Genomic DNA, 14,356 nt, shown 5'->3' on the forward strand with positions numbered 1-14,356 from the left:
CGGCGGCCGACGCGGATCGCGCGGCGGAAGCGCCGGCATCGGCACCGGACGCGGGCCGCCGGACGCGGTCAGCGCGGATCGACGGGCAGGCAGTCGGCGCAGAGGCGCTCGATGGCCTGGCGACGGCCGATCGGCCCGAGGCGCGCAAGGCGCCTGACCTCGGCGTGGAAGCGGCGCAGGTCACCGTGCTGCTCGGCCAGCAGGCGCTCGAACGCCGGCACGAGCTGGTGATAGGCCGCGATCGCCGCGATGTGGGCGTTGTTGAGGTCCTGCGCGAAGAAGCGGTCGTAGCCGGCGTAGCCGTTCCAGCGTTCGCGCTTGAGCGTCTCGTAGTCGGCGCGCAGCCGGGCGAAGGCATCGCGCTTGGCGGCTAGCTTCGCGTCGTCGTCGAGGTCGCTTGCGTAGAGGGCGGCGAGCCGTTCGCGCTGGGTGTCGATGAGGGCGAGGAAGTCGTGGCGGCGGCCGTCGTACACGGCGTAGGCGGCGGCGAGTGACGGATCGGCGCGCAGCGCGAGCCAGCGCTTCACGCCCTCGCGCTCGACGGCGGTGGCATAGCTCTCGTTGAACATCGTGTCGCCCTTCGCGTAGGCGACCTGGTGCGACAACTCGTGGAAGAGCATGCGCGCGAGTTCCGGCTCGGGCAGGTTCACGAAGGTGTTGAGCACCGGATCGGCAAACCAGCCGAGCGTCGAATAGGCCGGGATGCCGGCGACATTCACGTCCAGCCCTTGCGCGCGCAGCGGCTCGGCCCAGGCGCGCGCGTCGGCCTCGGCGAAGTAGCCGCGATAGCCGACGCAGCCCACGACCGGAAAGCAGCTCGTCTCCAGCGCGAGCGACAGCGGCTTCGTGGCGAACACGTTCCACACGACGTAGGGACGGCGCAGGTCGGCGTAGCGGGTGTAGCTCTCGTTGTCGGGCAGGCCGAGTTCGCGCACGGCGAAGACGCGCATCGCCGCGACCTGTTCGAGCCGGGTGCGCAGCTTGGGGTCGGTGGCGGGGTCGGCGATCCAGTCGTCGATCGGGCGGGCCTCGCGCAGCAGCTCGGCCTGGCCGGCGACGCTCTGGGCGTAGTAGCCGACGGTGGAGCAGCCGGCGGTGGTGGCGAGCAGGCCGGCGGCGAGCAGCGCGCGAACCGGGCGCAGCGCGCCGGCTGCAAAGGCTTGCATGACAGCGTGCCTCGCGGGCGCCTGCCTGCGCGTGCGCCGGGCGGTCGCGCGCGACGAGCCCCGGCCAGCGAGCAGCCTCACGCGCACTTCTCGACCTGCACCGCGCAGTCGTAATAGACCGGCCCCGCGCCCATGTCGGTCAGGCGCTGGCTGACGACCTCGTTGGCGTTGCGGCCGTCGGCGGCGAGCTTCTTCCACCAGACCGACAGCGCCACCACCACGCCGGGCCGCGCGCGGTCGGTGACGCGCGCGGCGAGCGTGAAGCTGCCGCGATCGTTGAACACGCGCACACGGTCGCCCTCGGCGATGCCGCGCGCCGCCGCGTCGGCCGGGTGGATGTCGAGGCGAGGCTCGCCCTCGGTCGCGCGCAGGCTCTCGACATTCACGAAGCTGGAGTTGAGGAAGTTGCGCGCCGGCGGCGAGATGACGGCGAGCGGGAAGCGCGCCGTGAACTCCGGGTTGCCGACCTCGTAGGGCGCGATGTACGCCGGCAGCGGATCGAGGCCGGCGTCGGCCATGCGGGCGCAGAAGAATTCGCACTTGCCCGAGGGCGTGCCGAAGCCGCCCTCGGCGAAGGGCGCGAAGCCGCCGGCGGGCGCCATGCCCGGCGCGCGCACCCAGCCGCGCGCGTCCAGCTCGGCCCAGTCCACGCGGCCGCGCGGGTGGCGCGCGTCGAAGGCCTGGCGGGCGATCTGCTCGTCGGTCTCGGCGAAGCAGGCGTCGTCGAAGCCCATGCGCGCGGCGAGGCGGCGGAAGATTTCGGTGTTGGACAGCGCCTCGCCGAGCGGCGCGATTGCCGGCTCGTTGATGAGCGCGTAGGCGTGGCCGTAGGTCTTGTGCAGGTCGTAGTGCTCAAGCTGGGTGGTGGCGGGCAGCACCCAGTCGGCGTAGTCGGCGGTGTCGGTCCGGAAGTGTTCGAGCACGACGGTGAACAGGTCGTCGCGCGCGAAGCCGGCCGCGACCTTCGGCGACTCGGGCGCGATCGCGACCGGGTTGCTGTTGTAGACGATCACCGCCTCGATCGGCGCGAAGCCGGGCGACGCGGGGCGCAGCAGGTCGTCGCCGATGGTGCTCATGTTGATCGCGCGCGGCTGGCGGCCGGCGAGCAGGTCGGGCCGTTCGAGCGCGGCGTTGTCGATCGCGAAGCTGCCCGAGGCGGTGAGCAGCACGCCGCCGGCGGGATGACGCCAGTCGCCGGTGAGCGCCGGCAGGCAGGCGATGTTGCGCACCGCCATGCCGCCGCCGGCCGCGCGCTGCATGCCGTAGTTGAGGCGGATGAAGACGGAGCCGCGCGCGCGGGCGACGGCGTCGGGGAGCGGGAACGAGGCGCCCGCGCGCACCCGCGTGCCGATCACCGCCGCAAGCGTTTGCACTTCCTGCGCCGTGATGCCGCACAGCTCGGCAACCCGCTCCGGCGGGAACTCCGCCGCGCGCGGCGCGAGCTGCTCGAAGCCGAGCGTGTGGCGCGCGATGTAGTCGTGGTCGAGCCAGCCCTCGCGGATCAGCACATGCATGACGCCGAGCGCGAGCGCCGAGTCGGTGCCCGGCAGCGGCGCGATGTGCAGCGCGCACTTGTCGGCCGTGAGCGAGCGGTAGGGATCGACCGCCACCAGCAGCGCGCCGCGCCGCTTCGCCTCCTGCGCGAAGGTCCAGAAATGCAGGTTGGACGCGATCGCGTTCGTGCCCCAGAACACGATCACGCCGGCATCGACTGCGGCCTCCATGTCGGGGCCGATGCGGTCGCCGAGCGTGTAGCGGATGCCGGCCGTGCCGGCGGCCGAGCAGATCGTGCGGTCGAGCCGCGCCGCGCCGAGCTTGTTGAAGAAGCGCCCGGCCATGCTCTCGCCCTGCACCAGGCCCATCGTGCCGGCGTAGCTGTAGGGAAGGATGGCCTCGGGGTCGCGCGCGGCGATGGCCTTGAGCCGCGCGGCGATCGCGTCGAGCGCCTCATCCCAGGTCGCGCGCTCGAAGCGGCCCTCGCCCTTCGCGCCGACGCGGCGCAGCGGATGCAGCACGCGGTCCCGGTGATAGGTGCGCTGCTCGTAGCGCGAGACCTTGGTGCAGAGCGCGCCGCGCGTAGTGGGGTGGTCGGGATCGCCGGTGACGCGCACGGCGACGCCGTCCTTCACCTCGACGCGCAGGGCGCAGGTGTCGGGGCAGTCGTGCGGGCAGGCGGCGCGGACGATGCGCGTGCCGCTGGCGGCGAGGGCTTGCGGGTCGGCGGGTGCGTTCATGGCTTGGGGTGATGCGGCTTCAGGGGAGATTCAGCGGCGCGGACTCGACGGCGCGATCGAACAATGGATGTACGGCAGACGGGCAAGCGACGCGGTCCGGCGGGCGAAAGTGAAGCACGATCCGCGCTACACCTTCAGGAAAGCCTCGCGCGAGCCGAGCCATCGATCGAGATGCGCGGCCGCCGCCTCGGGCGCATGGCCTTCGAGCCAGCGCGCCGCGAGCTGCGCGCGCTCGACAATCTCCGCGTCCAGCTCCACATCGGCAAACCGCAGCAGCGCCGAGCCGCTCTGACGCGCGCCGAGGAACTCACCCGGCCCGCGGATGCGCAGGTCGCGGCGCGCGATCTCGAAGCCGTCGGTGGTCTCGTGCATCGTGCGCAGGCGCTCGGCGGCGACGGGCGACAGCGGCTTCTCGTACATGAGCACGCAGGTGCTCTCGACCGCGCCGCGCCCCACGCGCCCGCGCAACTGGTGCAGCTGGGCGAGGCCGAAGCGCTCGGCATGCTCGATCACCATGAGCGAGGCATTGGGCACGTCCACGCCCACCTCGATGACGGTGGTGGCGACCAGCACCTGCACCTCGCCGGCGGCGAAGGCGGTCATCACCGCCTGCTTCTCGGCCGCCGCGAGCTTGCCGTGGACGAGGCCGACGCTCAGCCCGGCCAGTTCCTCGACCAGCCGCGCATGGGTGTCGATCGCTGTCTGCAATTGCAGCGCCTCCGATTCCTCGATGAGCGGGCAGACCCAGTAGCACTGCGCGCCGCCCGCGACCACATGGCGCACGCGGTCGATCACCTCGTCGCGGCGGTGGTTGTCCACCAGCCGCGTGCGCACCGGCGTGCGGCCGGGCGGGAGCTGGTCGATGGTGCTCACGTCGAGATCGGCCAGCGCCGTCATCGCGAGGGTGCGCGGGATGGGCGTGGCGGACATCATCAATTGATGCACTTCGAGTGCGGGTTCGGCGGCGGCGGCGCGGCGGGCAGCGGCGCCCGGCTTGCCTGCCGCGCCGGCGCCTGCCGTGACGTCACCCGCTGCGTCGGCCTCGGCCCGCGCCGCCGCTTCGGGATCGGCCTTGCGCAGCAGCGCGAGCCGCTGCCCCACACCGAAGCGGTGCTGCTCATCGACGATCGCCAGCCCCAGCGCGCGGAAGCGCGCCGTGTCCTCGATGAGCGCATGCGTGCCGACCGCGAGCTGCGCCTCGCCGCTGAGCAGCGCCTCCAGCGCCGCGCGGCGCTCGCTCGCCTTCTGCGAGCCGGCCAGCCACACGGTCTTGACGCCGATCGGCGCAAGCAGCGGCCCGAGCTTGCGCAGATGCTGCTCGGCCAGGATTTCGGTCGGCGCCATGAGCGCGACCTGCAAGCCGGCGTCGATCGCCTGCATCGCCGCGAAGGCCGCGACGATGGTCTTGCCCGCGCCGACGTCGCCCTGGAGCAGGCGGGTCATCGGCCGGGCTTGCGCGAGGTCGGCCGAGATTTCGGCCACCACGCGCTCCTGCGCCTCGGTCAGCGCGAAGGGCAGCGCGCCGCGCAGGGCGCGCACGCCGTCGCCGCCGGCCGGCATCGGCCGCGCGCGGCGCGCGAGCCGCAGCGCCCGCGCGCGCGCCATCGCGAGCTGCTGGGCCAGCAGCTCCTCGAACTTGATGCGCGTCCACGCGGGATGGCTCTTGTCGAGCAGCGCGGCGTTGTCGCGCACCGGCGGGTGGTGGAGCGTGTGCACGGCGTCGGCCAGCGGCAGGTAGCCGAGACGTTCCAGCAGCCGGGGCGGCAGCACCTCGTCGAGCCGGAAGGCCTTGAGCGCCGCCTCGATGCGCTTGCGCAGCACCACCTGCGACACGCCAGCCGCCGCCGGATACACGGGCGTGAGCGCCTTGGGCAGCGGCGCGCCCTCGGCCACGAGCCGGAACTTGGGGTGGACCATCTCGGGCGGCGCGCCGGGCAGCCAGCCGTGGCGCACCTCGCCGCGCACGCGCATCGGCTTGCCGTCGCGCTCGGCCGCGTTGAAGGCCGCGACCTGGTTCGGATAGAAGTTGAGGAAGCGCAGCAGGATCTCGCCGGTGTCGTCCTCGGCGCGCACCAGCAGCTGCTTGCGGCCGCGCAGCGCCACCTCGACCGCGAGCACCTTCACCTCGACCTGCTGCACGAGCATCGGCTCCAGCTCGTCGATGGGGGTGACGCGGGTTTCGTCCTCGTAGCGCAGCGGCAGGTGCAGCACGAAGTCGCGCGCGGTGCGCAGGCCCATGCGTTCGAGCCGGCGGCCGAGGGTGTCGGTGGGCGATGGGTGGGCGGCGGACGTGGCGGCGGACTTGCCGCGCTTGCCGGCGCGGGCGCGGCCGACGCTGCCCGGGGCGGTGTCGGCCATCGGGTCATCGGCGCCGACGGCAGGCTCGGCGGCGTCGCCGGCCTTGCGCCGGCCGCGCCCGGGCGGGGATGCGGTGTCGCTAGGTAAAGACATGGGGCGGATTCTGCGCGAGGCCGGCGCGCTGCGTCAGCCTCGTCGCGGCGGTGCCCCGCCCGCTTACGGGTTGTTCACCACCGTATCGACCGACTTGATCACCGAGCCGTCGGCGAGGTTGTAGAACGAGAAGCGCCAGAGGCGGTAGCCGTTGGGATGGGCGGCGCTGGCGCTGAAGTCCTTGTACAGCCCGACGCGCAGTTCATCGACACCGTCGCCGCCGAGGAAGTCGGCCACGCCCGAGACCGACGGATCGACGTTGAAGCCGGTGCCCGGGTCATAGCTCAGCCAAGTCTTGGGATAGCCCGCCCGCTTGCCTCCGCCGACGTTGAACACCCAGAACGCATAGCGGCCGATGTTGGTGGACGCGCTGTTCCTGACGTAGCGGCCGACCGTGCCGAGTCCAAACACGCGCACCTTCGTGCCGTCGCCGAGCGTGGCGATGCCGCCGCCCTGGCGACGCTCGTAGGGGAAGGAGCCGCAGCTGCTCGACGGATAGACCTGGACGTTGTCCTCGCGGAAATAGCTCGTGCCGCTGGCTGCCGCGCCGCCGTAGGCCGGGAAGGCGAGCGAGGTGACGGCGAGGTCGTAGCTGCCTTCGGTCGTGCCGTCGCCGTTGCGGATGACGATGCGGCGCTTGCGCGTGGCGGTCACGAAACCGTTGGCATCGACGGTGCCGAGCGCGCAGCCGTTGGCGGACGCCTGCATCTCGGCATCGGTCTGGTTTGCGGCCGGCGTGACGCGCACGCCGCCGAACACGCCCTGGGCGTTGGGCTGGCGCGTGTCCCAGATGCCGATGGCCGGGCGGGTCGACTCGACGGCGGCGGCGGGCGCGGCATGGAAGGTGGTGGCGATCGCCGCGCTGGCGGCAAGGATCGAGAGCAGGCGCGAATGGACGATGTGCATGGATGCCTCCTGTTGTCTTCTTGGATGGGTTGCCGCTTCCGGCAGGCGGCAGGCTGCCGCCTTCGTCGATGCTAGTGAAGCCCCGGGTTCGCACGCATGGCGGCGCGGGCGGGCGACAACACCTCAGCTCAAGTCTTCGACGGACAGGCTTCCGTGCAAGCAATCGGCAACCGTCAGCGCCGCCCGCGCGGATCGAGCAGCTCGCGCACGCGGTCGGCCACGAGATTGACCGCCACGATCGTCACCAGCAGCAGCAGGCCCGGATAAAGCGAAATCCAGTACTTGCCCGACAGCAGGTACTGCTGGCCGTTGGCGATCAGCATGCCGAGCGAGGGCTCGGTCACGGGCACGCCCAGGCCGAGGAAGGACAGCGTCGCCTCCAGCGCGATCGCGTTCGCCACCTGGAGCGCCGCCACCACCACCAGCGGCGGCAGGCAGTTGGGCAGCAGATGGCGCAGCGCGATGCGCCACGGCGCCACGCCGAAGGCCCGGGCCGCCGTCACGTAGTCCTTGCCGCGCTCGACCAGCGCCGCCGAGCGCGCGGTGCGCGCGTGATAGGCCCATTGCGACGCCACCAGTGCGATCACCACGTTCTGCACGCCGGGCCGCAGCACCGCGATCAGCACCAGCGCGACGAGGATGGCAGGGAAGGACAGCTGGATGTCGGCCAGCCGCATCAGCAGCGCCTCGACGCGCCCGCCCGCCTGTCCCGCGACGATGCCGATGGCACCACCCACCAGCAGCGCGATCGCCGTCGCGACAAAGCCCACGCCGAGCGAGATGCGCAGCCCGTAGAGCATGGCCGAGAGCATGTCGCGGCCCTGCTCGTCGCTGCCGAGGCGGTACACGAGATGGCCGTCGGACGCGGCCTCGCCGGGCGGCAGGCGGGCGTCGAGGATGTCGAGCTGGTCGAGCGCATAGGGGTTCTGCGGCGCGATCCAGGGCGCGAACACGGCGCCGAGCAGCAGCAGCGCGAGCACGACGGCGGCCAGCAGCGCAAGCCGCGAGCGGGCATAGCGGCGCAGGAAGTTCATGCGCGGCCTCCCGCGCTGCAAGCGCATGCAATGCGGGCCCGCGGCGACCGGCGCCGCGCGCGAATGACGGCATGCCGCATCACGTCTCCTCCCCGCCCAGCCGCACGCGCGGATCGAGCAGCACGTACAGCACGTCCACCACGAGGTTGATGAGCACGAACAGCGTCACCACCACGAGCAGATAGGCCACGATCACCGGCCGGTCGAGCAGGTTGATCGAGTCGATGATGAGCTTGCCCATGCCCGGCCAGGCGAACACCGTCTCGGTCACGATCGAGAAGGCCACCAGCCCGCCGAACTCCAGCCCCACCACCGTCACGATCGGCACCAGGATGTTGCCCAGCACATGCACGCCGACGATGCGCGCCGGCGTCAGCCCCTTGGCGCGAGCGCAGCGGATGTAGTCCTGGCCCAGCGCCTCCAGCGTGCCGGCGCGCGTGAGGCGCACCACCAGCGCGAGCTTGAACAGCGCGAGGTTGAAGGCCGGCATCGCCAGATGCTTCCAGCCGTCGGCGGTGAGGATGGACAGCGGCACGCCGAGCACGCTTACCGTCTCGCCGCGCCCGCTGCCCGGCAGCCAGCCGAGCCGCACCGAGAACAGCATGATCATCATCAGCCCGACCCAGAACGTGGGCAGCGAGAAGCCGAGGATCGAGCCGGTGACGATCGCGCGCCCGGCCAGCGACTTCGGCCGCAGCCCGGCCCACAGCCCGAGCGGAATGCCGAGGGCCACCGCGATCAGCAGCGCCGCCACCGCCAGCTCCAGCGTCGCCGGCAGCCGTTCGAGGATGAGGCCGATCGCCGGGCGCGCATGCACGAAGCTGCGGCCGAGGTCGCCGTGCAGCGCGTCGAGCAGGAAGCGCGCGTACTGCGTCCACAGCGGCCGGTCGAGGCCGAGCGCCGCGATGGTGGCGGCGCGCTCGGCCTGGGTAGCGTCGGGGCTGAGCAGGATGTCGACCGGGTTGCCCACGAGATAGACGCCCGCGAACACGAGCATCGACATCGCGAGCAGCACGACGGCGCTCTGGGCAAGGCGGCGGAGGAGGAAGGCTGTCATCGGCATGCGGAGGTGTGGCCGCGCAGGATGACGGCGGCGGGGGCCTGACCGCAACCGGCGGCGCGCGGCCGGCGGCGCGACCACCGCGCGGCAGATGCCGCGACCGCAGCGTGGCAAACGCCGCAACCGGCAAGCGCCCCTGCCGCAAGCCCGGTCCGGCGCCGGCGCGCTGGCAAGCCGCATGCATACTCCGGCGGGTCATCAATCGCGCGCGGACACGCCGCGCGGTCCGGCGGCAGCGGCGCCCAGCGGCGCCGCGATGCGCGGGCCGCGCCGCCCGGCCAGGGCCGGTCCGCGCCGCCGCCCGGAAGCTTCGCCATGAACGCCAGAGACCTGCGAATCCTGCCGCGCCTCGTCGAGATCGCCCCGCAAATCAGCGCGATCCGGCGCGACATCCACGCCCATCCCGAGGTGTCCTACGAGGAGCACCGCACCTCCGAACTCGTCGCCCGCCTGCTCGAAGGCTGGGGCATCGCGGTGACACGCGGCCTGGGCGGCACCGGCGTGGTGGGCACGCTCGCCGCCGGCACGTCGCAGCGCGCGATCGCGCTGCGCGCCGACCTCGACGCCCTGCCGCTGCAGGAGCACAACCACTTCGCCCACCGCTCGACCCACGACGGAAAGATGCACGCCTGCGGCCACGACGGTCACACGGCCATGCTGCTGGCCGCCGCGCAGTACCTGAGCGAGAGCCGCAATTTCGACGGCCGGGTGCATTTCATCTTCCAGCCCGCCGAGGAAGGCGGCGCGGGCGCCAAGGCCATGATCGACGACGGCCTGTTCGAGCGCTTCGACTGCGAGGCGGTGTTCGGCATGCACAACTGGCCCGGCATTCCGGCCGGCAAGTTCGCGCTGCGGCCGGGTCCGTGGATGGCAAGCAGCAACGAATTCACGATCCGCGTCGAAGGCAAGGGCGCGCATGCCGCGATGCCGCATCTGGGCGTGGACACCGTGATGGTCGCGGTGCAGCTCGCGCAGGCGCTCCAGGGCGTGATCGCGCGCGAGCGCAATCCGCTGGAGCCATCGGTGCTGAGCATCACGCAGATCCATGCCGGCGACGCCTACAACGTCATCCCCAACGAAGCGATGCTGCGCGGCACCGTGCGTACCTTCGGCATCCCCGAGCTCGACCGCATCGAGAGCGCAATGCAGCGGCTGGTGGACGGCCTGCCGCCCGCTTTCGGCGCGACCGCCTCGATGAAGTTCCTGCGCAACTACCCGGCCACCATCAACCATCCGGGCGAGACCGCGTTCTGTGCCTCGGTGCTGACCGACCTCGTCGGCACCGACGGCGTCATCCTCGACCGCGAGCCGACCATGGGCGCGGAGGACTTCTCGTACTTCCTGCTCGAAAAGCCCGGCTGCTACGTCTTCATCGGCAACGGCGACGGCGACCACCGCGACAGCGGCCACGGCCTCGGCCCCTGCACGCTGCACAACCCGAGCTACGACTTCAACGACGACCTCATCCCGCTCGGCGCGAGCTACTGGGCGCGCCTCGTGGCGCGCCGCTTGTCGGCAAGTAACGGGACGTAAGGACCGCGAGTGCCCGCCGCGCTCAGACTCCGGTCCGAGCCGCGGGCACGAGGCGGATGTGAACGTCCGCCCACACCCCAACCGCCTGCGGGTCGAGCCAGTCCAACTACCTTCAGGCATCCACACAATGACCCGGTTTACCTCGCGCCGGCGCCTTCTCGCATCGGCGACCGCCGCACTCGCGATCTCCCTCTCGGCCTGCAGCGGCGGCGGTGGCGTCACCGTCAACGGTTCCAGCGGCGGCGGCGGTGGCACTGCCGTCACCACCCAGGCCGTGACCCGCTGGTCGTCCTTCGTCATCGACCTGATGTCCGAGCTGGAGATCGCCGGCCCGATCGAGGCGCGCAGCTTCGCGATGGCCTTCATCGGCGCGCATGACGCGCTCAACTCGATCTCGCCGCGCTATGCGCGCTACGCGGTGTCGAGTTCGCTCAACCAGTCGTCGGCCAACCCCGACGCGGCAGTGGCGGCGGCGATGTACACCGTGCTCAAGAACGAACTCAATGCCACCCGCAGCGGCTGGAAGCTCGGCTTCGACTACGCGACCAAGCTGGCCGAGCTGGACGCGCGCTACCAGAGCGAGCTGGCCGGCATCGCCGACGGCAACGCCAAGACGCTCGGCATCTCGATCGGCACGACGGCGGGCAACGCGATCATCGCCAGGCGCGCCAACGACGGCATGGGCGCGGCGCTGAGCAAGGCGTACTCGGCGCCCACGACCACCGGCTACTACCAGATCACCCCCGACTACGCCGAGGCCGGCAACAGCGCGCAGAAGCCCTTTGCCGTGGGCTGGGGCGATGTCACCCCCTTCGCGATGGCGAGCGTGGGCGTGTACGCGCTGCCGCGCCCCTACGGCAGCAGCAGCAACGCCGAGGCAGTGCAGGCCCCCGAGTACCTGACCGACTACAAGGAGGTGAAGGCCAAGGGCAGCACCCTGGATTGCGGCGATGCCGCCAACCAGCCCGGCGTCTGCCGCACGGCCGACGAGAAGGACTACGCCAACTTCTGGTACGAGAACTCGTCCACCACCTGGCTGCGGCTGGCGATCGGCATCGCCAACAACCGGTCGATGAACGACTGGGACAAGGCGCGCATGTACGCGCTGCTGGAGATGGCGATGTCGGACGCGAGCGTCGCCTCGCTCTACGTCAAGTACACCTACCAGTTCTGGCGTCCGATCACCGCGATCCGCACGGCCGATGACGGCAACGCCTCGACCACGCCCGATGCCGCCTGGTCGGCGCTCATCATCACCCCGCCCTGGCCCGACTACGCCTCGGTGCACACCGGCTGCGGCTCGGCGGCGGCGGCGGTGCTGCGCGGCGTGCTCGGCAGCGACACCATCAGCTTCAGCGCCAGCAGCACGACGCTGTCCGGCAAGGTGCGCAACTACACGAGCCTGACCCAGGCCGAGACCGAGAACGGCAACTCGCGCATCTATGTCGGCTTCCACTTCCGTCGCGCCGTGACGGACAGCATGACCCAGGGCAACAACATCGGCGACATGACCTTCAAGACCAAGCTCACCGCGCTCTGACGCGAACCTGTCGCGCACGCCGGCGCGGCAAGGCCATCACTGCGGGCATCCCTCGGGATGCCCGTTTTTTTTCGCGGCTCACGCGGCACGGTGCCGTGTCGCGTGAGCCGCGCCGAAAGCCGTCCGAACGCCCCGGGAAAGCCGCCGGAAAGCCCGGCGCACGGGCGTCTTCACGTCTGGCGCAGTGCTCACTGCGCATGGCGGGATTGCCGTCCTTTTCCCGCCTTCCTCGCCCCAAGGCGAGCGCCACGCCGATGAAAGACTGCCGCCATCCCGCCACGCGCCCGCGCGGCGCGGCCAGTCCTCTTCCGGAATCCCGAGCAATGACCCCCCAGACCAAGATCGCGCGTCTCGTCGCCACCGCCCTGCTGCCCGCCACCCTGCTCGTCGCCTGTGGCGGCGGCGGTGGCGGAGGCGGTTCGTCGGACAGCACGGCGAGCGTCCCCTTCTCGACCGCCGTGGCCAAGCGGGTGGACGAGATCGCGGTCGCCACCGTCACCGCCTACGCGGCCAGCCTCGCCTTCGACAGCTGCTCGGCCTGCATCTCGCGCGACTACGCGATGGCCTACATCGCCGCGCATGACGCGCTCAACGGCATCAGGCGCAGCTACGAGCCGCTCATCTTCACCAGCCTGTCGGAGCCGACGGCCGATCCCAACGCCGCCGTCGCCGCCGCGATGCGCGCCGTGTTCCGCGCCACGCTGCCCGAGTACGCGAGCGTGTACGAGAGCGCCTATACCGAGGTGCTCGGCGCGATCGCCGACGGCAGCGCCAAGACGCGCGGCGTCGCGCTCGGCGAGGCGGTCGCCGCCGCCGTGCTCGAACGCCGCGCCAACGACGGCGCCGCCAACGACAACACCCCGCCCGCCGGCTATGTGATCCCGGCCGGCACCACGCCCTCGGCCGCCGGCCGCTACGCCTTCACCACCGGCGCCACCTCGCTGGCCGTGCCCGGCTGGGGTGCGGTCACGCCGTTCGCCATCGGCTCGACCGCGACCTACGCCAGCCAGATCACCGCGCCCTACGGCGGCGACCTGACCAGCGCCGCCTACCGCGCCGACTACGAGGAAACCCGCTGCACCGGCGCCGCCGTGGCCGCGCCGGCCGGCTGCGCCACCGTGCGCGCCGACGGTGACGACGCCAAGGCCCGCTTCTGGTTCGAGAACGCGCCGACGATGTGGAACCGCATCGCCGACACCATCGCCACCGCGCGCGGACTCGACGGCGCGGCGCGCATCCGCCTGCACGCGCTCGTGAGCGTCGCGGTGGCCGACAGCCTGATCGTGTCCTACTCGGCGCAGTACGCCACCGACTTCTGGCGCCCCGAAACGGCCATCCGCTTCGCCGGGCTGGCCGACGGCTCGCTCACCGCCGACGCCGGCTGGCAGCCGCTCGGCCTCGCCGACAGCGACCGCCGCACGCCCGCCTCGCCATCGCATCCGTCCGGCGACGTGATGGCCGCCGGCGCCGCCCAGGCCGTGCTCGACAGCCTGATCGTGTCGGGCCTGCGCGGCTTCGACGTGACGAGCAGCTCGTCCACCGGCCTGACGCTGCACTACGACGACTTCGCGAGCGCCGCCCAGGCCTCGGCCGATGCGCAGGTGAAGCTCGGCTTCAACTTCCGCGCCGCCACCAGCGACAGCCTCACGGTCGGCCGCACGATCGGCAGCGCCATCGTCGCCGCGAAGATGCGCCCGCTCTGACGGCCGCCACGGACGAAAAAAAAGCCCGGCGCCTCATGACGCCGGGCTTTTTCATTCGGAGGCGGGTTCAGCCGCGCGCCGCGAGCCTGCTCTTGATCATCTGCACCGCCAGCGGCGCGAGCGACAGCACCACCACCGCCAACATCACGAGGGGCAGGTTGTTCTTGATGACCGGGATCTGGCCGAACAGATAGCCCGCGCCCACGAACAGCCCGACCCACAGACCGCCGCCCACGACCGAATAGAACTGGAAGCGGCCATGCGGCATCGCGCCCAGGCCGGCCACGAAGGGCGCGAAGGTGCGCACCAGCGGCACGAAGCGCGACACGATCAGCGTGAACGAGCCGTACTTGTCATAGAAGGCATGGGTCTTGTCGAGCGTCTCCTTCGACAGGATGCGCGACTTGCCCGAGCGGAACAGCTTCGGCCCGATCCAGCGGCCGATCCAGTAGTTGCTCGTGTTGCCGAGCACCGCCGCGACGAACAGCAGCGCGAGCAGCAGCGTCACGTCCGGCCCGCCGCCGATGCCGGCGAGCGCGCCCAGCACGAACAGGAAGGAATCGCCGGGCAGCCAGGGCGTCACGACGAGGCCCGTCTCGGCAAAGATGATGATGAACACCAGCACGTAGAGCCACACGCCGTACAGCTCCCAGAAGGCGGCGATGTGCTTGTCGAGATGGACGATGTAGTCGAAGGCTTGAACGAGTAGGTCCACGTCGGCGGGAGGGG

Annotated in this window: 10 protein-coding genes; 3 read left to right on the forward strand and 7 right to left on the reverse strand. The window is 71.5% G+C overall.

Annotated elements, in window-relative coordinates:
- Nucleotides 1-68: 68 nt before the first annotated feature.
- The 6 genes from H566_RS22585 to H566_RS0103085 all read right to left on the reverse strand — a co-directional run bounded on the left by H566_RS22585 (nt 69) and on the right by H566_RS0103085 (nt 8,848).
- A complete protein-coding gene (locus H566_RS22585) occupies nt 69-1,166 on the reverse strand; it encodes an aminopeptidase (protein WP_051377930.1) in 1,098 nt (365 codons plus the stop codon).
- Nucleotides 1,167-1,243: 77 nt separating this feature from the next.
- A complete protein-coding gene (locus H566_RS0103065) occupies nt 1,244-3,400 on the reverse strand; it encodes a molybdopterin-containing oxidoreductase family protein (RefSeq protein ID WP_051377932.1) in 2,157 nt (718 codons plus the stop codon).
- A gap of 126 nt (nt 3,401-3,526) precedes the next feature.
- Nucleotides 3,527-5,851 (reverse strand): ATP-dependent DNA helicase RecG, encoded by a 2,325-nt coding sequence (recG, locus tag H566_RS22590; RefSeq protein WP_084544700.1) that lies wholly within the window; start codon nt 5,849-5,851, stop codon nt 3,527-3,529.
- A 63-nt stretch (nt 5,852-5,914) separates the two neighbouring features.
- Nucleotides 5,915-6,757, reverse strand: a complete 843-nt coding sequence (locus H566_RS0103075; RefSeq protein WP_028310277.1) for a hypothetical protein — start codon at nt 6,755-6,757, stop codon at nt 5,915-5,917.
- A 173-nt stretch (nt 6,758-6,930) separates the two neighbouring features.
- On the reverse strand, nt 6,931-7,818 hold the full coding sequence (locus H566_RS0103080) for an ABC transporter permease (protein WP_028310278.1): 888 nt from the start codon (nt 7,816-7,818) through the stop codon (nt 6,931-6,933).
- 52 nt (nt 7,819-7,870) lie between these two features.
- Nucleotides 7,871-8,848 (reverse strand): ABC transporter permease, encoded by a 978-nt coding sequence (locus H566_RS0103085; RefSeq protein ID WP_028310279.1) that lies wholly within the window; start codon nt 8,846-8,848, stop codon nt 7,871-7,873.
- Nucleotides 8,849-9,181: 333 nt separating this feature from the next.
- Between H566_RS0103085 and H566_RS0103090 the strand changes: the two genes are divergently transcribed.
- The 3 genes from H566_RS0103090 to H566_RS29585 all read left to right on the forward strand — a co-directional run bounded on the left by H566_RS0103090 (nt 9,182) and on the right by H566_RS29585 (nt 13,627).
- Complete coding sequence (locus tag H566_RS0103090) at nt 9,182-10,384, forward strand: M20 aminoacylase family protein (RefSeq protein WP_028310280.1); 1,203 nt, start codon at nt 9,182-9,184, stop codon at nt 10,382-10,384.
- 127 nt (nt 10,385-10,511) lie between these two features.
- A complete protein-coding gene (locus tag H566_RS0103095) occupies nt 10,512-11,924 on the forward strand; it encodes a vanadium-dependent haloperoxidase (RefSeq protein WP_028310281.1) in 1,413 nt (470 codons plus the stop codon).
- Nucleotides 11,925-12,247: 323 nt separating this feature from the next.
- Nucleotides 12,248-13,627, forward strand: a complete 1,380-nt coding sequence (locus tag H566_RS29585) for a vanadium-dependent haloperoxidase (protein WP_028310282.1) — start codon at nt 12,248-12,250, stop codon at nt 13,625-13,627.
- A 67-nt stretch (nt 13,628-13,694) separates the two neighbouring features.
- On the opposite strand, the gene H566_RS0103105 is transcribed toward H566_RS29585, so the two are convergent.
- Nucleotides 13,695-14,342 carry a DedA family protein gene (locus H566_RS0103105; protein ID WP_028310283.1) on the reverse strand — a complete coding sequence of 216 codons (648 nt, stop codon included), beginning with the start codon at nt 14,340-14,342 and terminating at the stop codon, nt 13,695-13,697.
- Between the last annotated feature and the right edge of the window lie 14 nt (nt 14,343-14,356).

The organism is Derxia gummosa DSM 723 (assembly GCF_000482785.1).
GTDB lineage: Bacteria > Pseudomonadota > Gammaproteobacteria > Burkholderiales > Burkholderiaceae_E > Derxia > Derxia gummosa.